Annotated in this window: 13 protein-coding genes and 4 tRNA genes; 9 read left to right on the forward strand and 8 right to left on the reverse strand. The window is 45.7% G+C overall.

The window, feature by feature from the left end; all coding sequences use genetic code 11:
• Positions 1-44 precede the first annotated feature (44 nt).
• Entirely contained in the window at positions 45-1,262 is a 1,218-nt protein-coding gene (locus H6F77_RS20035) for a hypothetical protein (protein ID WP_199321428.1), read from the forward strand.
• Between the two features lie 91 nt (positions 1,263-1,353).
• Here H6F77_RS20035 and H6F77_RS20040 read toward each other — a convergent pair whose 3' ends face one another.
• From H6F77_RS20040 to H6F77_RS20050, 3 genes are all read right to left on the reverse strand, one after another.
• Positions 1,354-1,506 carry a hypothetical protein gene (locus H6F77_RS20040; protein ID WP_190490413.1) on the reverse strand — a complete coding sequence of 51 codons (153 nt, stop codon included), beginning with the start codon at positions 1,504-1,506 and terminating at the stop codon, positions 1,354-1,356.
• 209 nt (positions 1,507-1,715) lie between these two features.
• Positions 1,716-2,408, reverse strand: a complete 693-nt coding sequence (locus H6F77_RS20045) for an N-acetylmannosamine-6-phosphate 2-epimerase (protein ID WP_190490415.1) — start codon at positions 2,406-2,408, stop codon at positions 1,716-1,718.
• A 91-nt stretch (positions 2,409-2,499) separates the two neighbouring features.
• Positions 2,500-4,947 (reverse strand): hybrid sensor histidine kinase/response regulator, encoded by a 2,448-nt coding sequence (locus H6F77_RS20050; RefSeq protein WP_190490417.1) that lies wholly within the window; start codon positions 4,945-4,947, stop codon positions 2,500-2,502.
• Between the two features lie 269 nt (positions 4,948-5,216).
• Here H6F77_RS20050 and cobN point away from each other — a divergent pair, with 269 nt between their 5' ends.
• Both cobN and H6F77_RS20065 read left to right on the forward strand, forming a co-directional pair.
• On the forward strand, positions 5,217-9,278 hold the full coding sequence (cobN, locus tag H6F77_RS20055; RefSeq protein WP_190490419.1) for a cobaltochelatase subunit CobN: 4,062 nt from the start codon (positions 5,217-5,219) through the stop codon (positions 9,276-9,278).
• A 405-nt stretch (positions 9,279-9,683) separates the two neighbouring features.
• Positions 9,684-10,886 (forward strand): argininosuccinate synthase, encoded by a 1,203-nt coding sequence (locus H6F77_RS20065; RefSeq protein ID WP_190490421.1) that lies wholly within the window; start codon positions 9,684-9,686, stop codon positions 10,884-10,886.
• Positions 10,887-11,012: 126 nt separating this feature from the next.
• Here H6F77_RS20065 and H6F77_RS20070 read toward each other — a convergent pair whose 3' ends face one another.
• The 3 genes from H6F77_RS20070 to H6F77_RS20080 all read right to left on the reverse strand — a co-directional run bounded on the left by H6F77_RS20070 (position 11,013) and on the right by H6F77_RS20080 (position 12,669).
• Positions 11,013-11,642: a DedA family protein gene (locus tag H6F77_RS20070; protein WP_190490423.1), complete on the reverse strand. Its 630-nt coding sequence runs from the start codon at positions 11,640-11,642 to the stop codon at positions 11,013-11,015.
• 149 nt (positions 11,643-11,791) lie between these two features.
• The gene (locus tag H6F77_RS20075; protein ID WP_190490425.1) at positions 11,792-12,190 is read right to left on the reverse strand and encodes an Hpt domain-containing protein; all 399 of its coding nucleotides are present in this window, start codon (positions 12,188-12,190) and stop codon (positions 11,792-11,794) included.
• Between the two features lie 230 nt (positions 12,191-12,420).
• Entirely contained in the window at positions 12,421-12,669 is a 249-nt protein-coding gene (locus tag H6F77_RS20080; RefSeq protein WP_190490427.1) for a Ycf34 family protein, read from the reverse strand.
• A 289-nt stretch (positions 12,670-12,958) separates the two neighbouring features.
• On the opposite strand from H6F77_RS20080, the gene H6F77_RS20085 reads away from it, so the two are divergent.
• From H6F77_RS20085 to H6F77_RS20110, 6 genes are all read left to right on the forward strand, one after another.
• Positions 12,959-14,221 (forward strand): tRNA nucleotidyltransferase/poly(A) polymerase-related protein, encoded by a 1,263-nt coding sequence (locus tag H6F77_RS20085; protein ID WP_190490429.1) that lies wholly within the window; start codon positions 12,959-12,961, stop codon positions 14,219-14,221.
• 56 nt (positions 14,222-14,277) lie between these two features.
• Positions 14,278-14,410, forward strand: a tRNA-OTHER gene (locus tag H6F77_RS20090).
• Between the two features lie 58 nt (positions 14,411-14,468).
• A tRNA-Asn gene (locus H6F77_RS20095) sits at positions 14,469-14,598 on the forward strand.
• 73 nt (positions 14,599-14,671) lie between these two features.
• Positions 14,672-14,804 (forward strand) — tRNA-OTHER (locus H6F77_RS20100).
• Between the two features lie 56 nt (positions 14,805-14,860).
• Positions 14,861-14,987 (forward strand) — tRNA-Leu (locus H6F77_RS20105).
• 38 nt (positions 14,988-15,025) lie between these two features.
• Positions 15,026-16,630, forward strand: coding sequence for a TROVE domain-containing protein (locus H6F77_RS20110; RefSeq protein ID WP_190490430.1), 1,605 nt, complete (start codon positions 15,026-15,028; stop codon positions 16,628-16,630).
• A gap of 748 nt (positions 16,631-17,378) precedes the next feature.
• Here H6F77_RS20110 and H6F77_RS20115 read toward each other — a convergent pair.
• Both H6F77_RS20115 and H6F77_RS20120 read right to left on the reverse strand, forming a co-directional pair.
• Positions 17,379-17,894, reverse strand: a complete 516-nt coding sequence (locus tag H6F77_RS20115) for a GrpB family protein (protein WP_190490432.1) — start codon at positions 17,892-17,894, stop codon at positions 17,379-17,381.
• Positions 17,895-17,916: 22 nt separating this feature from the next.
• Positions 17,917-18,984: an NAD(P)/FAD-dependent oxidoreductase gene (locus H6F77_RS20120; protein WP_190490435.1), complete on the reverse strand. Its 1,068-nt coding sequence runs from the start codon at positions 18,982-18,984 to the stop codon at positions 17,917-17,919.
• Between the last annotated feature and the right edge of the window lie 45 nt (positions 18,985-19,029).

Raw genomic sequence — 19,029 nt, forward strand, 5'->3', positions numbered from 1 at the left:
CGATTTTAGCGCTTTTGCACCCCCTGCCTTGGAGGAGAATATAAATGTCAGACGAAGAACCAAAGCAGCAAGAGCCAGTCAACCCTACACCCCCTTTAGCAAGTGGGGGACAAGAGAGTGGTCAGCCGCAACCAGTCAACCCTATACCCCCTTTAGCCAGTGGGGGACAAGAGAGTGGTCAGCCGCAACCAGTCAATCCAACGATACGCCAGCAGATTCCACCAACCCCACCCTTACCAAAGGGGGGGGCATCGGGGACGACTATTAATAAAGTAACGACGACGCTACAGCAAACTTGGGTTAAAGTTCAACCTGTGGTGAAGGCGCAAACTATTAAAGCTTTGCGCGGTACGATTGGGTTGCTAGAAGTGACTGTCGAGAAGCTGGAGGCTTCGCCGCCACCAATCTCTACAATAGAGTCGTCAGCCACTACAGGAGCGATCGCGCCTGCGGACGCACTACCAACGCAACCCGCAGTGTCAACTACACCTGCGCCATCTTTATCGCAGAGGTTTAGTGCTTTTTGGGCGCGTCTTCAAATTTGGTGGAAATTTGCTTTAGAGAAAATTCGCTCTATTTTGCCAGGATCTGTTAATCAAAAGCTGTCTGATACTGCTTTGAGTGGAGCGATCGCAGGTGTTCTCCTGCTCGTACTTTGGACAACCTCTGCCCTTGTACCCGATAAACCTACCCAAGTGGCTCAGGTTCCTCCTCCACAAATCGACACCCCTGAAGTTGCTCCCCCAGATGCCAGCACTCCTGAAGTTGCTCCCCCAGATGCCAGCACTCCTGAAGTTACTCTCCCAGACACCCAAACTCCGGAAGTTACTCCCTCACCCATCGATACACCCAAGGTTCCTCCCACAGGTATCGATACCCCACCTGAATTAACAGCGCCCGAACAGCCGGAACCTGTAAAAATTGGTCCGCCCGTAACTACAGATCTCACGCCGGAGCAAAATCTAATTGCGGCAATTCAAAATCAAGTTTCTGAAATAACCAGTGAATATGCAGAGGGACTGATTCAAGCAATTCAAGCTAACTTCCAAGGTAGCCTTCTGAGCGTTAAGGTAAACAACGCTTGGTATAACCTCAGCCTGGCACAGCAGGATAGTTTAGCTTCGGAAATGCTGCAAAGATCTCAAGAACTAGACTTCAGCAAGCTAGAAATAACTGATTCCCAAGGCACGCTCTTAGCCCGCAGCCCTGTCGTGGGAAGCAACATGATTATCTTGAAGCGAAGCTTGCTTGCAGCTAGTTAAGTGCTTGTTTTTCAGAGTTCGTGGTTTGTTAGTTATTTTAAGAGGCTATGAACCACGAACTGACAAATAATTTCTGCGAACAGATTGCCCTTTACTGTAGCGATGATGATTCTATTTTGCTCCAAGGCTGAACTCTTTCGCTCCGCAGTGCTGACGTAATCAATAAGCCTTGCAGCACTCCTACTACAGCTACTGCCGATGCAATTGCCGCTACTTTTTTAATTTTCCGCGATCTTATTATCATAATCAACCCTCATTTGCTGGCTTTGAGGCCAAACTTGAGTAACTTTGTCGATAGCTACTTTTAAATCAAAGATAGCTAGGGTTTTTGTACTCAGGCATCTACCGCAAGTTGTACTTACGTGGTTTTACTTAATTTAACATACGGAGTTTTGATGCTGGCAAGGGTATCTGAGAAATTACTTATTTTCCTTTATAAAAAATTAAAAAGTGCTAAAAATTCTGAGGTTCGGTATTAGGAAAAACAGCTCGATAAGCTTTCACGTTATGGTCAATACCAGTAATTGCCGTACCTACTACAACGGCATAGGCTCCTAGTTCCAAAGCGGATTTTGCCATTTGGGGTGAGGCAATGCCACCTTCACAAATGGCTGGAACGTTTAGCTGTTCTACCATCTGGGTGAGGAGGTCAAAACCGGGGGGAGATAGATGTTGAGTTTGGGGGGTGTAGCCGTAGAGTGTAGTGCCCACGATATCTGCACCTGCGGCGGTAGCAGCGATCGCCGCCTCAATAGTATCCACATCCGCCATCACGGGTTTGCCTAATTCATCGTGAATCCGTGCTATCAGAATTTCTACCGATTCACCGTCAGGGCGATTTCTCAGGGTTGCGTCGATGGCGATGATATCTGCACCGGATCTCGCGATCGCTTCTGCGTGTTTAAACTGAGGTGTAATATATACCTCATATCCTGGGATCTGTTGCTTCCAAAGACCGATAATCGGGGCGTTAACCCGCGATCGCACCGCACTTACATGAGCCGGGGTATCTATACGCAACCCAACAGCACCTTGATTAACAGCAGCACAGGCGATCGCGGCAATTACCCCAGGCTCGTGCAACGGCGAGGATTCAGGTGCTTGACACGAGACAATCAAACCTTTTGGTAACTGGTAATTGGTCATTTAGTTTGTAGAGATGCCGATTTATCGCGTCTTGAGCGGACCAGGAGACTCTCCGCCTCCGGTTTTGGGTTTAATTTAAGGATATGCGCCATCACCCATTACGCATTAGCAATTGTATTTTATGCAATAACTGCTCTGGTTGCACGGGTTTAGCCAGATAATCATCTACACCCGCAGCCAGGAAGCTTTGTTGGTCTTGTAACATCTCTAGCGCCGTTAAAACTAGAACCTTAATATGTTGAGTCGGGGGGGAATTACGCAGAGAATAACTAATTTCCAACCCGTCGATACCTGGTAATTGCCTATCAACAATTACTGCAATCGGCATTAACAGTTCAATTTGCCTAACAGCAGCGTAACCATCCATCAGCCATACTACTTGGTATTCAGCCGCCGTGAGAATATCGCAAATGAAAGTAGCAACTTCCTCCTGTTCTTCCACCAAGACGATGCTACCGTGTGGATAGCCAGTCGTCCGTTGTTGGTCGTCGCTAGAATTTTTTCGTGCTAAAGCAGGCTGGCCGGGCAACCAAACTGTGAAAGTAGAACCATCACCAACAGTAGATTCTACTTCAATGCGGCCTCCATGAAGTTCTACCAGTTGTTTAGTTAAAGCCAAACCCAAACCAGTACCTTCGTAGGTGCGTTGGATTAAAGGCTCCAACTGCTGAAATTTTTGAAATATGAGCGATCGCTGATGTTCAGGGATGCCAATTCCCGTATCTTCCACTTGAAAAACTGCGGTACCATTTTCTCGCCAAACTCTGAGCAGAACCTGCCCGCCATCGGGGGTAAATTTGATAGCATTACTCAACAAATTCATAAGAATTTGTCTAGCACGGTTTTGGTCTGCTAAAAAGCGATCTCCAACACTGTCTAGTTTTAGATCTAATTCCAGTTTGACTGCCTTGAGTCTAGCGCTTTCTGCTAGTGTTTGTATGCTCTGTCGCGCTAGTTTACCAAGGGAAAATTCGCTGATATTTAAAATAGCTTTTCCCGCTTCTACTTCAGACAAATCGAGAATATCGTTGATTAGCCCTAGCAAGTGTTGCCCGCTATTGTGGATAGTTTGCAAATAATTTTGCTGTTTTTGGGCGGATAAAACATAACCTGTCGGTAGCTGACCGAGATAGGAGCGCAAGAGAGTAGCAGACAACCCAATAATAGAAGTCAAAGGAGTCCGCAACTCATGGCTCATAGTAGCTAAGAATTCACTCTTGGCTTGGCTGGCTGCTTCTGCGGCTAAAAGGGCATCGTGGAGAGCTTGCGTGCGCTCTATTACTCGCTGTTCTAAATTTTGTTTTTGCTGTTGCAATTCGGCATAAACAAGGCTCTGATCGATGGCGATCGCTAAATGTTCGGCAATATGTTTTAGAAAGTTTTTTTCACCCTCCGACCACTGGCGCGTCTCGAAGCACTGATGAGCAATTAACAGTCCCCACAGTTCTTCTTGCACCACAATTGGAGCTACTAATTTTGCTTTTACTTGTGTTTGCCGCATTAACTCTAATAAGCAGTTGGGAAATTCATAAGCAGTTTCAATATCTTCTATTGCTAAGGTGAAACCTTTGCGATATTTTTCTGTATAAGAAGGCGTATCCCGGAAGCAGGTTACTCCCTCATTTAAATGCAGCACAGAGAGTACAGCATCATCCGCTCTCGCTTCGTAGGTAATGCGACCGTAGCCTTCTATTTTAGAGGTAGATTTTTTTATTTGGGAGGGTAATGAAGTTGCAGGCAATGTTTCTAAACTTTCACCGTCTGTTTCCTGGACGGGCATTAGCAAATCATAATTTTTTACAGCATTTTGGCCTAAATTTACCTTGTCATTTGCCGAGCGATCGCCCGAATCTTTGGCATCTATAAATTGATAAATAACTAATCTATCTACTTGCAGGAAATGCCGTACCTGCTCGACCGCTGTTTCCAAAATCATAGGTAATTGTAAACTTTGGCGAATTTGAACAATCACTTGATTCAATAGTCGCTCTTGTTCAACTTGTTGGCGCAACGCATCTTCCACAGGTTGGCAAACTGAAACGTGAGGATATATCGGCGCGGCTGTTGAATCTGAGTTGTCATCCAAAGAAATAATTTCTAGCAATGAAAGCGTAAACTCACTCTGGAGCAAAGCATCGTTGACTTGGATAGTTTGACAAATGGTATCTAAAAATAAGCGCGTGTCGGAATTGCTATCGAGTTGAGTAGCAAGGTTGCTGAGGAAGGATGCGATCGCATCTTTACTGAAGCTAATCCCCACCTCAATTTTATATTTTGGATTTTGGATTTTTAACGCATCATTACCTTCACTTCCTGTCTGTCCCAGCAGCAGAACGCTAAACCTCTCTGACACCAAAAGCGTAAACTTTTCTCTAGTAGGCTCACCTGAAGGTATCTCCCCCAAAGTTAGGATATCTTCTGTCAGAACCACAGTTCCTGCTCCAAGCCTATGCGCCATCTGCTGTAACAGCTCGCGCAGTAGCTCAAAAGCTTTATTAGGCAAATTCCGACGTAATATGGAAGCTTGAAAACTAGACATTTCCCACGTCTGTTGATAGCAAATCTGCGCTAGGCGGGCAAAATTACCTCACCTCTGTTCAACCATGCTTGTAAATTTTCTCTATTTTCGCACCCTCTGATAAAAACCTGGGAACATTAAGCCTTACAGTATAATTCGGCACGAGCGCGCCTGTCGCGACACCTATCAGCTTTTTGTTTGAATATCGCCAATGAGGGTAAGCCGCTCTTGGAAGATTGATTCTACTTAGTTTAATGTTGGTATTCAGCCTACGCTTCTAGGAGAACATAATGCATCGTTTGGCAGCAACCCCAGGAGGGTGGAATCCTCAATCAGAAGGCGTCATTTTTATTGAACAGACCCCTGCTCCCATAATACTTCTCACGGCTGCCGATACCGACATTCAAACTCTGGCGGCGGCAATTTCTACATTACCCCACTCAGTTCCCGCGAATTCCCCTCTTTCTCCCCGCAATGGGGAGAACACAAAAAAGAAAATTGTTAACGGTGAAGACTTAGAAATAGATAATTTTCCCTTAGTAAGAGTTGTTAATTTATTGCAATTGCAGCAACAACTCAGTATAGATACTTATGCTGAAGACGTTTTGGAGTCGGCACGAGTAATTATTGTAAGGCTGCTGGGAGGACGTTCTTATTGGTCTTACGGCTTAGAAGTAGTGCGAGAAACCGCTGCTAGAACCAACGCTGCACTAATTGTATTACCTGGGGACGATCGTCCAGAGCCAGAGTTAATTAGCCACTCGAATGTCTCTCTATCAGCAGCTAATCAACTGTGGCGCTATTTTACAGAAGGTGGTGTAGAAAATTTTGTCAACGCTCTCAAATTTGTCGCCAATCTTTGGCTGGAAAAAGATTACAATCCAGCACCGCCTCAACAAGTACCTCGCGTCGGCCTTTATCCTTGTAAGCGGGGAAGGAAACAGGAGAATAATCAATACAAAATCGGGTTGCTTTTCTATCGCGCTCATTACTTAGCTGGAAACACAGCGCCAATTGATGCTTTATGTCAATCTTTAGCCGAGCGAAATCTAGAACCCGTCCCCGTTTTTGTTTCTTCGCTGCGCGATGTTGAGGTACAAGCAGAGTTATTGCAATACTTCCAACCGAAAGATTCAGAACCAATACAACTTTTAATTAATACAACAAGTTTTTCTATTGCTAACCCAATTTTTGGCTTTGGTATTGCTAATGAAAAAGTAGAATTTAATGATTCAAAATTTAACGCTTTGCCCCCTCTTATCAAGAGTAATGAAAACTTAAAATTGGATGTTCCCACATTGCAGGTAATCCTCAGCGGCGGGACTTTAGAACAGTGGGAATCGGGGTTTCAAGGACTATCGCCGCGAGATATGGCAATGAATGTGGCTCTACCGGAGGTAGATGGGAGAATTATTACTAGAGCTGTTTCTTTTAAGGCGATACAGGCTAGAAATTCGCAGCTAGAAACAGATGTGGTAGTTTATGAACCAGCAAGCGATCGCATTTCTTTTGTTGCTGACTTAGCTGCAAACTGGGTGCGACTGCGCCAAACTCCTCCATCGCAGCGGCGAATTGCACTAATTTTAGCTAATTATCCCACCCGCGACGGGCGTCTCGCTAATGGGGTTGGGTTGGATACTCCTGCTAGTTGTGTAGAAATTCTCAATGCTTTGCAAGAAGCTGGGTATCAATTAGAAAATATCCCAGCAACGGGAGAGGAGTTGATTGCACGTTTAACTTCTGGGGTGACGAACGATCCTGAAGGGCAAGAATTACGCACCATCCGAAATTTTGTTTCTCAAGAAGAGTATCAGCAATATTTTGCTACGTTACCCGATGAAGTACAGAAAAAAATATGCGATCGCTGGGGAATTTTTTTGGAAACGAACCCGCCCCGCGCCGAGAAAACTGAGAAAGATGGTAGATATTTTGCTATTTCTGGAATTCAATTAGGTAATGTTTTTGTGGGGATTCAGCCAGCGAGAGGTTATGATATTGACCCTAGTTTAAATTATCATGCTCCAGATTTAGAGCCTCCCCATAATTATCTTGCTTTCTACTATTGGGTGCGGCAAAAATTTGGCTCTGATGCCATAGTTCATGTGGGCAAACACGGTAATTTAGAATGGTTGCCGGGAAAAAGTGTGGCTCTCTCAAGTAATTGTTATCCTGAAGTGACTTTAGGCGCACTTCCTCATTTTTATCCTTTTATTGTCAACGATCCTGGTGAAGGTTCGCAAGCAAAACGCCGCGCTCAGGCTGTAATTATAGATCACTTAACGCCGCCGATGACAAGGGCTGAATTATATGGCCCTTTGCAACAATTGGAAGGTTTAATTGATGAATATTATGAAGCTCAAAGTTTAGATCCGTCGCGGTTGTCTGCGATAAGCGATCGCATTGCTCAGCTAGTTCTACAAGAAAATCTCCACCAAGATCTTGGCGTGGATTTAGAGGATGGGGAAGATATTGAATCCACAAAATTTTTAATCCAAAACCCAGAATCTAAAATTAAAAGTTTTCTCGCCGTTGCTGATGGCTATTTGTGCGAATTGAAGGAAGCTCAAATTAGAGATGGGTTGCATATTTTTGGTCAATGTCCGCAAGGGAGACAGTTAAGGGATTTGATAGTAGCGATCGCGCGTCATCCCGGTAACGGTAGGCTGGGTTTAACAAGAGCGATCGCTCAAGATTGCGGTTGGGACTTTGACCCTCTTACGACTGATTTTGGATTGCCGATTTCAGGTTTTAGATTGGGGAATATTGATGATAATACCCAGTTTTCGATAATTGAAGATCAACCTGATAATCCAAAATCCAAAATCCAAAATCTAAAATCAATTGGTGATGGCGTTGAACTATTAGAACAACAAGCAGCTAACTTAGTTGAACAGCTCATCCACAATCCAGAATTCACAATTCAAAATCCAAAATCCAAAATCGCTTGTGAGTTGAATTGGATACGCGATCGCCTCCTTCCTTCTCTCCTACAAACTAACCAAGAAATTACTAACTTGTTGTTAGGATTAGACGGTCGTTTTGTACCTCCCGGTGCATCTGGCGCACCCACGCGAGGACGCCCGGAAGTTCTGCCTACTGGTCGCAATTTTTACTCTGTTGATATCCGCGCCATCCCTACGGAGACGGCTTGGCTCGTAGGACGTAAAGCGGCAGACGCTTTAATTGAACGCTACGTTCAAGATAATGGCGAGTATCCCAAAACACTTGCTATTTCAGTATGGGGCACGAGTACTATGCGAACTGGCGGCGATGATTTAGCCCAGTCGTTGTGGTTGCTGGGAGTGCAGCCAGTATGGGATGGACTATCGCGGCGGGTGGTAGATTTTGAAATATTGCCAGTTTCAGTTTTAGGGCGTCCCCGCGTGGATGTTACGCTGCGGATTTCTGGCTTTTTCCGCGATGCTTTTGCTAATTTAATCGATTTATTTGATAAGGCTGTGGCGGCTGTGGCGGCTTTGGATGAATCGGAAGAAGAAAACCCCTTAGCTGCACGAGTAAAAAAAGAAACTGAATATTGGCAAGGAGTTGGAGTTAGTAAGGAAGAGGCAAAGATGCGATCGCGTTATCGCATTTTTGGCTCTAAACCAGGTGCTTACGGTGCTGGATTGCAAGGCTTAATTGAAGCCCAAAACTGGACGGATGACGAAGATTTAGCCCGTGCTTACATCAACTGGAGCAGTTATGCTTACACCAGTGCTGAAACTAATGGAAGGGAGCCATCTTCCTCTCCTTTAGCAGGTGGACTAGGGGGGGTTGCAGCACCGGAAGCTTTTGAGCAACGCCTGCGCCAGATGCAAATAGTTTTGCACAATCAAGATAACCGCGAACACGACTTATTAGATTCTGATGATTACTATCAATTTCAAGGTGGTTTAACAGCAGCGGTGCGGGGGCTAACAGGCAAAAATCCTCATACTTATTTTGGCGATAATTCTATTCCTCAAAATCCAAAAGTGCGGCAATTGAAAGAGGAAATTGCGCGGGTGTATCGTTCGCGAGTGGTAAATCCTAAATGGATTGCTGGAGTTATGCGTCATGGTTATAAAGGCGCGTTTGAAATGGCGGCGACGGTGGATTATTTATTCGCCTACGATGCAACAGCTAACTGCGTAGAAGATTTCATGTATGCAGGAGTAGCAGAAGCCTATTTATTCGCTCCAGACGTACAGGAGTTTATTCAACAGAAAAATCCTTGGGCGTTGCGAGATATGGCAGAAAGATTGTTAGAAGCAAATCAGCGGGGATTGTGGCAAGGAGTTGATGAAGAGATGGTGGAGAAATTGAGAGCGATCGCCCATCAAGCCGAAGCCGTTATTGAGGGATTTTCTTAGTTTATGGCGCAGGTGAAGGCGAGCTGTATTAGGTATTAATACTTAATTGCCACGTCTGATAAGTTTAACCCCCATAAGTATTTGTACTGGAAAAGCTCGATTTTTTAGTTGTAGTGTATGCAAATCAAAGATTGATATACTCAGCGCCAATTGCGCTAGAGACGATATCTGATGGTTCCATAACCATAGTCTTACCCTTTACCAGTTCCAGTTTTAGTAGTCCAAGTTTTTCCAACGTCGGAGGTTGTGAGAGACAGCTCTAAGGGTGGGCGATCGCTTGGATGAACGAGGAACCTGTTGCACCCAGCTAGTCAATGCCAAAGCGCAATGTGTGCGATTCCTGACAAGAATGGGTTTAGATTAGTTGCATAATATAAACTCGTTGTTTTGCTGGATGAAAAATAAATGGGTCGTGCTACCAAAGTTGTGCTGGCATATTCTGGCGGAGTCGATACTTCCGTCTGCATCCCCTACCTGAAAAACGAGTGGGGAGTTGAAGAAGTTATCACCCTAGCGGCAGATTTAGGTCAGGGAGATGAACTGGAGCCAATTAAGGAAAAAGCACTGAAATCGGGTGCTAGCGAATCGCTCGTGATCGACGTGATCGAACGATTCGTCAAAGACTATGGGTTCCCAGCGATTCAGGCGAACGCTTTGTACGAAAATCGCTATCCTCTGGCGACTGCTCTGGCTCGTCCGCTGATTGCAAAAATATTGGTAGAAGCTGCGGAGAAATACGGTGCTGATGCGATCGCTCACGGTTGCACTGGCAAGGGTAACGATCAGGTACGCTTTGATGTATCGATTGGCGCACTCAACCCAAATCTCAAAATCCTCGCACCAGCCAGAGAATGGGGCATGAGCCGCGAGGAAACGATCGCTTACGGTGAGAAATACGGAATTCCCTCACCTGTGAAAAAGTCTTCTCCGTATAGCCTAGACCGCAATTTGCTAGGGTTGGCGATTGAGGCTGGCCCTCTAGAAGATCCTTACACAGAACCGCCCGAAGAAATCTTCGTACTGACCAAGGCGATCGCCGATACGCCCAACGAGCCAGAATATATTGATATTGGCTTTGAAAAAGGCCTCCCCACCAGCCTCAACGGTCAGGCGCACGACGGTGTTGCTCTGATTACCAAACTCAACGAGCTAGCTGGAAATCATGGCGTCGGACGCATTGACATGATAGAAAACCGCCTCGTGGGTATCAAATCGCGGGAAGTCTACGAATCTCCGGCAATGGTGGTATTAGTCCACGCTCACCGCGACCTCGAAAGCCTTACGCTAACAGCAGATGTCACCCGCTACAAGCGCGGCATTGAAGAAACTTACAGCCAGTTAGTTTATAACGGTCTGTGGTACAGTCCGCTAAAAGGCGCTCTCGATGCCTTCATCCAGCAAACACAAGAGCGGGTAACGGGAACTGTAAGGGTTAAACTCTTTAAGGGCAATGCCACTATTGTGGGGCGCAAGTCTGACAACTCTCTCTACAGCTATGACTTAGCCACCTACGGTGCAGAAGACCAGTTCGATCACAGAGCTGCTGAAGGCTTTATCTACGTTTGGGGATTGCCCACAAGGGTTTGGTCGCAGAAAGCTAAAGGTTAAGCATTCTCGTTCCCAGGCTCCAGCCTGGGAATGCTGACAGGAGGCTCTGCCTCCGATCTCCATAACGGGAGGCCGAGCCTCCCCTACTTCGTTCCCAGGCAGAGCCGGGGAACGAGGGGATTACAACTATTCGCCGATTTCCCGCTTGGCTTCGCGAGATTCTAGCCAAATAGGGACTGCAATCCAAGCGAATACAAGAATTAGAGCGACTATCCCAAATTTAGTTACCCAACTCACCAATTGGTCTAAGGGTACGATTCGCCCTGCAAAAAATGATAATGTCACCATTACGGATGCCCACGCCGCTGCCCCAGCCAAGTTATAAGCCATAAATTTGAGGAAGGGCATTTCTGCAATCCCGGCTAAAGGGCTGGCAAATATTCGCAGCAGGGCTAGAAAGCGACCGAGGAATACGGCTTTTCCGGCATTTTCGCTAAACTGAGCTTTCAACTTCAAGAGTCTTTCTTCGCGGACGCGGAAGACTTTCCCTATAGTCAGTAGCAAGGGCCAGCCGCCTTTTCTGCCAATCCAATAGCCGCAAATACCGCCGAGAACTGCACCAGCGATCGCGCTTAGTAGCACGAACCAGTAATTCAGTTCCTTACTGCCTGCCAGAAATCCTCCGGCTATGGTAATGGTTTCACCAGGTAGGGGAAGGCCAAGATTTTCTAGCAAAATCCCTAAAAAAACTGCCCAGTAACCATAATGGTGGGCAATTTCCTGGATCTTCTCCAGCGATACAAATTCTAAAGACATTTATCTGAGTCTTTACAGAGTTTTACACTTCTATGATAGTGGCTCTATTGCTCTAAGAGTTAGAAATGCAGGCGGCTGAGGTTGGACTAGGCATTGCTCTGGAAGTGCAAACCTTCGAGCGAGTAGGAAGGCATAGCTTACCAATGGCACTACTGCCATTGCTGACATTCTATTTCCAAAGCGACTTTGAATTTCTCATATTCGGCAGATAAAAGCCACAGAATCTCTGGAGCATCTGGTATGACGCCAAGGCATCCCATTGATTCTAGTTGCTGACACACTTGCGATAAAGTCCTTGCACCAAGGGCAGCGCTGCTTGACTTGAGTTTTTGCGCCTTCTCTTTGAGCGCTACGGCATCGCCTTTGGCAACAGCAACAGCGATCGCCCGTAGCAGTTGGGGAGCTTCTTGGAAATAAATGCCACTTACCTTACGCAGAAATTTTGAAGCGTTTTCGCCTAATGCATACTTCCAATTTTGTAAAACCTGAGTGTTGATGGCTTCTCCAGCTTCTGTGGCTGAGTATAAATTCTTGGTAGTAGCTTGCATCCTGGTCTTAGCTCCCATCTGAATTTAAAGATTGTATGAAGCTTTCCTCTATATTTTCAAGGTACTTTGAAGAAGTTTATAAAAACCACCGAAATTTTACGGAACATCACCTTCAGTAAATTGCCCTAGACGCCAAAGGCAACGAGAGGGGGAAAGCATAGATTTCAATTGGCCTCTACACCTGCGCCCCTCGGTTTACCAGCACGCGCCAACACGCCAAAACACCATTTTCAGGTAGGAACTAGCTCGCCAGGGCGTAGTTTCGCCCATTTGCCAGTTTCCCTCTTGAAACTCAGGCAACCTACAACATCCCATTCCATCTCAACATAGTCTTGATGCGGTCGGATGTTGACGTTAATAGAAGGTTCAGTAGCTTCAAAATCTGGTGTTTCAGTCAGGTGCGGCACTTCATGCTGAGTTTCTACGGCGTGATAGGTGGTGCAGCGATCTACATAGTGGCAGTTTACGCAAATACACATATGACAAACTCCACAGGCTTTTCTGTTACTCTAGCTCAGGCAACGCGGTTGTTGATTTACTGTTAGGTTGATTTTTATTGCAATTGCGTCCATTGTGCCTAAATTGGTGGTTTGGCGTGTTTGCGAACAAAGGCTGCGTTAGTCGCTGACATACAAAATTTTATACACGCCTTAGCTAGATAATTATTGCGATAGCGTCAGCGAAGCGAAGCCCTTGGCGTTAGCGCAGATCGCTATGCCAGCAAATATGTTTAATTTAGTCCTGCTCTACTAAGCGTAGGTATTCCAGATGCACTTAAACACAGAATCCTCGGCTTTATCTCCCGAAAATTGGCCTTTTAGTCTAGAATTGCTTCCCCAACCTGCTTATTTAGTCGGGGGCGCGGTGCGCGATGCTTTGCTGGAGCGCCGCCGCGAGTATCTGGATTTAGATTTTGTCATCCCTACTGATGCGGTAAATACTGCTCGGAAAATTGCCGCTCATTACAATGCTGGATTTGTGTTGCTTGATGCGGATCGTCAAATTGCCAGAGTTGTGTTTAAGCACGCTACAGCTGATTTTGCTCAAGCCGAGGGCGGGAGCCTGGAAGCAGATTTGTACAGGCGGGACTATAGGATGAATGCGATCGCTTACAATCCCCGCACTGGTGAAATTATCGACCCCCTTGAAGGTTATGCCGATTTACAACAAGGCATTATTAGGATGGTTTCCGCTAAAAATCTACAAGACGACCCTTTAAGATTGCTGCGGGGTTATCGCCAAGCTGCCCAACTAAATTTTAATATCGAGCCAGAAACTCGCTCCGCGATTAGTAAATTAGCACCGTTGCTATCTCAAATAGCAGCAGAGCGAGTGCGTGTAGAATTTAGCTATCTTTTGGGCATTCCGTTGGGGACTGTGTGGATAACTGCTGCTTTTTGGGATGGGTTACTACCAGTTTGGTTTCCTAATGTCACCCCAGAAAGTTTAGAGAAAATGGCAGCCGTTGACAGTTGGGCTGTGGCGCTGGCCGAAAGTTGGCCTGAGTTAAAAGCTGAGCTTTCTGCGGATATTCGCGGCACTATTAAAACAACTTTGTGGAGCGTTGCTAAACTTGCTACTTTGCTACCAGCATCACCCGAAGTAGCAGAAGAACAACTGTTCCGTTTAAAGTACAGTCGTGTTGAAATCCGGGCTGTTACTACTGTAATTAAATGTTTGCCGACTTTAATAAGCGGTGGAAATCCATCTGAGATGCCGTTGAGAGAACAATATTTTTTCTTTCGCGGGGCTGAAACAAATTTTTTGGCGATCGCTCTCTTGGCTGTAACATCTGGCGTGGAAGTTGATAGTATTGCTGGCCTAATTAATCGCTATCTTAATCCAGATGACCAAGTTGCCCATCCCACTCCACTTATTACGGGCAACGAGTTGATGGAAGCCCTAAAAATACCATCTGGACAGCTAGTGGGTCAAATTTTGGGCGAGATCCAAGCTTCACGCGCCGAGGGCAAAATCTCCACTCCAGCAGAAGCTTTGGAATTTGCTTCCCAGCTACTTGACACCAAGTAATCTATATACTACATTAGTAATACAAACAGGTTTTCAAGTAGGAGTTAGCGTTTTTTGTGGCGGGTAGCTCAATTGGTTAGAGCGCCATCCTTGCCTTGACGGGCCGATATGTCGAGGGTTATCAATAGAATTAAAAATCCTTGACATACTTCCGGAGGCTGCGGGTTCGAGTCCCGTTCCGCTACACCAAATAACTTTAGATTTTAGATTGAAGCTAAAATCTAAAATCCAAAATCGCAAATTTCATGTGGCGGGTAGCTCAGTTGGTAGAGTTCCAAACATCCTTAATTCATAACTTGTCCGAAAGGGCCGACGATTTGAGGGTTATCGACTATTAATCGAGGGGTCGCGGGTTCGAGTCCCGCCCCGCTACACCAAACAATTTTAGATTTTAGATTTTAGATTGTGGCTAAAATCCAAAATCTTCAATTCCTAATACAAAATATCATGTGGTGGGTAGCCAAGCGGTAAGGCAGCGGACTGGTTCGCCAGTCATTCCTCGATCGACTCTTGCCTTAAGGGCCGAAAGATTGAGGGTTATCTTTGGGTGACGCGATCGCAGGTTCAAATCCTGCCCCACTACACCAATTAATTTTAGATTTTAGATTGGGGCTAAAATCCACGATCGCAAATTTCATGTGGCGGGTAGCTCAGTTGGTAGAGCGCCAAAAACATCCTTAATTCACACCTTGTCCGAAATGGCCGAAGAGTTGAGGGTTATCGACTCAAAATCGGGTAGTCGCAGGTTCAAGTCCTGCTCCGCCACTTTTTATTATTGCCCCAATGGGGCCGGGAGAGTGACAAATGAACTATAAATTCTTCACTCAAAAGAAGACTGGAACACCACAAACTCAGCCGATTCCTGGACGCGAATCAGAGATGATTCAGGGACGTTCGGGCGGGTTTATGTTCGATGCTGGTAGCTGGAATATGGTGCGGCGCGGCCTCTTGATTGGTACGGCAAAAAGCACATATTATGCTGGCAAGCGGGAATTAACTGAGGATTTTGTAGAAGTTTTAAAGGGAGCGATCGCAGAAAATCCCAGCCGAGTTGCAGAAGAAATTATCTACGCTAGCGACGGACGCGCCATCAACAACAGCGCCCCCATTTTTGCCCTCGTTTTGCTATCAATGGGAGAAACACCCGAAGCAAAAAAGGCATTTCAAGAAATCTTCCCCGCTGTCGTCCGTACTGGAAGCCACTTCTACGAATGGCTGAACTACACCAAATCCATGCGCGGATTTGGTAAAGTTATTCGCGAAGTTGGTAAAACTTGGCTATCGCGTGAAGATATCCAAGGTTTAGCTTACCAACTGTTGAAATATCAGCAGCGTCAAGGCTTCTCGCACCGCGATGCATTGCGACTCTTCCACGTCAAACCAGATACAGAAGAGCGCAGACAACTGTTTGAATGGGTTGTCAAAGGTTGGGAAGAATTGCCAGCCGAAATACCCTCACCAGCGTTAGCTCAAATTTGGTGGTACGAGTGGTTGAAGCGCAATCCCGAACAAACCCATCAAGCCATTTCCCAAGGTCATCTTACCCACGAAATGGCCGCACCTGTTGGCAAAATGGACAAGCAAGCATGGCAGTTGTTGTTCAACGAAATGCCAATCGGTGCAATGCTTCGCCACTTGGGTTCGCTAACTGAAATTGGAGTATTGCGGACAGATGAACCAGCAAATATAGACCGCGTTGAAGCTATTCTCAACGACAAAGAACGTCTGCGAAAAGGCCGCATTCACCCAATTGACGTATTAAAAGCCCTCAAAACTTATAAGTCAGGGGGACGATTGGGACGAAGCCAGAAAAATTGGAATCCCGTAAGCCGAATTGGGGACATTTTGGAAAAGGCAGTTGAGTTGTCTTTTGATGTTGTAGAACCAACTGGCAAAGTCTTCATGCACGCCGTAGATATTTCTGGATCGATGTCTGGTGGTGTGGTGAATTCAGTTAATTTGAGTTGCTGCGAGATTGCTACAACAATGGCACTCGTAACAGCAAAAACCGAGAAAAATTACATGATTCGCGGCTTCTCTACCGAGTTCCGCGACTTGGATATAACTGCCAAGGATAGCTTTAGTTCGGCTGTTGCAAAAGCTAGCAACCAAAGCTTCGGAGGAACTGATGCTTCTGTTGCTTACAAATGGATGACTAAGAATAAGTTCAAGGCAGATGTAATCTGTTTTTGGACAGACTCAGAATCATGGGCGGGAAATAGTCATCCTAGTCAAGCGTTGGCTGAGTATCGCAAGAAAGTCAACAAAGACATCAAAGCTGTCTATGTCACTCTTGCGCCTTATCAACTCACGCTAGTAGATCCTAAAGATCCCCTTTCTTGGGATTTGGGTGGATTCGACCCAGGCGCACCGCGCCTCATCCAAATGTTAGCAACAGATGGGCTTTAACTAACATTTTGCACCATTATTTCGACACTGGAGAGGCAGCAGACCATTGAGCATCGTTCCCAGGTTCAGCCTGGGAATGAGAATTAGTGGGCTGCTGCCTCAATGTGCCAATGGTGTTAGATATGGGCTATAACAGAATTGTGGCGGGTGGCGAAAATGGAACAGACCCCTTGGTTCGCCCCTTGCCCTTACGGGCCGCAGATTTGAGGGTTATTTCAATCCCTGATAGGGATTGTTACATTGCCACCTTAGCCCCAATAATTTAACCCCTGATAGGTATTTAAGAATATCCTACCATATCCCCCGGCTTGGGAAGGCCAGCTATATCCAAATGAAAACCCCTATAACGCGAAGGACTCAGAATCCTTTGAGCGCAAGTCTGTGCAGGTTCAAATCCTGCCCCGCCGCACCTAAATTTTGACTATCAGCTAATAATTTTTATAGGCGATAAGTGGTTTTATTATCATGAATAGAAAAATGATATTTCCCCTAATATTTTTACTATTTCAAATACTTTATCTTTGCAAGAGCGTGCGGATTATATTGCTTTAACAGAAAGTATTGGCTACACAGATGCTCCTATAAATACAGGTAGTAAATTTGATATAAACTCAAATATTCGCAACACTACCCGCAGAATTATTGATAATCAAGGACGTACAGCCAATTTGCCGATTCATGTGGCATATTATGTCCCCAATACTATAGATAATTGGCGTGCAATCGGTTTTAACGAGCGCTTGTGTTTTTACGCTTCTTGTCGCCACTTTCTAGCCTTAGCAAGCAACTCGATAATTAAAGGTGCTTTGCTACTGATGTAACCTTCCCTATCCAGTTGAAAGGGTACAGCTAACTTTCGCTTCAATGCTTCATATTCCTTCGCCGCTTCTGGGTGCGTTCTGAGAAAGTCACGAAACAGAAGCTGATATTCCCAAACCTCATTTCCCAATTTCACAAAATGTAAATGGTGCGTGCGGGGCATCCCTTTGCGAAAAAAGCGCCGCCCTGGAACACCCGCCTCGCCTTCGTAAACATAGCCGAGTTTCTCTAGGGCTTTGATGTGCGTGTCGCTTGGTTGTAGTTGCTTCGCGCCCACCAAAATGTCGATAATGGGTTTGGCTGCAAGTCCTGGCACTGAGGTACTGCCAATGTGTTGGATGTCTAAGATGGCATCACCGAGGGCGTTGAGAATATGCGGCTTTTCTTGCTCAAATTGTATAGGCCAAAAATCGTCGTAATCAACGACTTGAATGATATCTTCCATACCACTAGCACACCATTTTAAACTATGCGATCGCTTCCCAAAAACTATCTCCCGATAAGGGCAAATGTTGCAGTTTACTGTTAATCTGAACGGCAGCAGCTAATCCAGAATTCATAGCACTTTCAATTAAATTTACCCCACACCAATCGCCACAACAAACTAGGGGTAATGTTGTCGCCGCATCTAGGCAATCCCGATCCAAAGGGCTACTAGGAAATGCATAACGCCAGCGGTGGATTTGCAACCAATCTGGAGAATCAAGCCAAGGAACTAGCAACTCCGCTGCACGAGATAACATTTCTTGTGCAACTGGATTTAAATCTTCGGAATCCAAGTAACGATTAGCAAATTCAGCGCTACTTTGCAAAACAAAAACAGGCGACTGTGAATCTAAGCGTTTGCTGCTATCTAAACCTATCCAACCTAAGTGAGAATCGTTAGTAAAAGTAATTGCTTTCCACCCTAAATTTTCCGTACTTTGCCCTGAATAACCAGCCATTACACTAAGGCTGGGATAAAATTCGACAGACCGCAGACTATCTAGAAATGCTGATGATAAACTAGCTTCCGCTAAAGGTTCTAGTAACATCAAAGCTTGAGGCGCTGGAATAGCTACCACTACCGCCGCTGCTGTTAATTCCTTGGATATTTCATCTGTGGAATCGAAAGTGAAATGCCAAGTATTTTTATCGGTAGGATTAATAGCCTGAACTCGTTGATTGAAGCGAATATCTAAATCTGTAGCGAGAAATTTAGCGATCGCACTCATCCCCATCGGTGCTACATATCTAGGATATTGCTTTCCCGGTTGCAACTGGCGATCGCTTCCCATCTCATAAACAGTATCCGTCCAAACTCGACATATCGACTTAGCACACAACACCTCAACCAGCTTTTGCACCAACTCGCCTTGAGGCTTAAGGTAGCACGCCCCATGATCCGCGAAGGTTCCGTGCAATCGCCTCGTAGCAACACGTCCACCAACTCCGCGAGACTTGTCAACAACGACAACACTATAGCCAGCTTGCTGCAACTGCTTGGCGCAAGTCAACCCAGCTATACCAGCACCAATCACCACTACATCAGACACAAGTAATATCCCTCTCTGTTCTAATTAGTAGAATAAGGGACAGAA

The sequence above is a fragment of the Microcoleus sp. FACHB-831 genome (assembly GCF_014695585.1).
Classification (GTDB): domain Bacteria; phylum Cyanobacteriota; class Cyanobacteriia; order Cyanobacteriales; family FACHB-T130; genus FACHB-831.

Excerpts from the sequence above, each read along its gene's own strand:
- H6F77_RS20035 (WP_199321428.1), top strand. The coding sequence starts at position 45 with ATGTCAGACGAAGAACCAAAGCAGCAAGAGCCAGTCAACCCTACACCC.
- H6F77_RS20040 (WP_190490413.1), bottom strand. The coding sequence starts at position 1,506 with ATGATAATAAGATCGCGGAAAATTAAAAAAGTAGCGGCAATTGCATCG.
- H6F77_RS20045 (WP_190490415.1), bottom strand. The coding sequence starts at position 2,408 with ATGACCAATTACCAGTTACCAAAAGGTTTGATTGTCTCGTGTCAAGCA.
- H6F77_RS20050 (WP_190490417.1), bottom strand. The coding sequence starts at position 4,947 with ATGTCTAGTTTTCAAGCTTCCATATTACGTCGGAATTTGCCTAATAAA.
- cobN (WP_190490419.1), top strand. The coding sequence starts at position 5,217 with ATGCATCGTTTGGCAGCAACCCCAGGAGGGTGGAATCCTCAATCAGAA.
- H6F77_RS20065 (WP_190490421.1), top strand. The coding sequence starts at position 9,684 with ATGGGTCGTGCTACCAAAGTTGTGCTGGCATATTCTGGCGGAGTCGAT.
- H6F77_RS20070 (WP_190490423.1), bottom strand. The coding sequence starts at position 11,642 with ATGTCTTTAGAATTTGTATCGCTGGAGAAGATCCAGGAAATTGCCCAC.
- H6F77_RS20075 (WP_190490425.1), bottom strand. The coding sequence starts at position 12,190 with ATGCAAGCTACTACCAAGAATTTATACTCAGCCACAGAAGCTGGAGAA.
- H6F77_RS20080 (WP_190490427.1), bottom strand. The coding sequence starts at position 12,669 with ATGTGTATTTGCGTAAACTGCCACTATGTAGATCGCTGCACCACCTAT.
- H6F77_RS20085 (WP_190490429.1), top strand. The coding sequence starts at position 12,959 with ATGCACTTAAACACAGAATCCTCGGCTTTATCTCCCGAAAATTGGCCT.
- H6F77_RS20110 (WP_190490430.1), top strand. The coding sequence starts at position 15,026 with ATGAACTATAAATTCTTCACTCAAAAGAAGACTGGAACACCACAAACT.
- H6F77_RS20115 (WP_190490432.1), bottom strand. The coding sequence starts at position 17,894 with ATGGAAGATATCATTCAAGTCGTTGATTACGACGATTTTTGGCCTATA.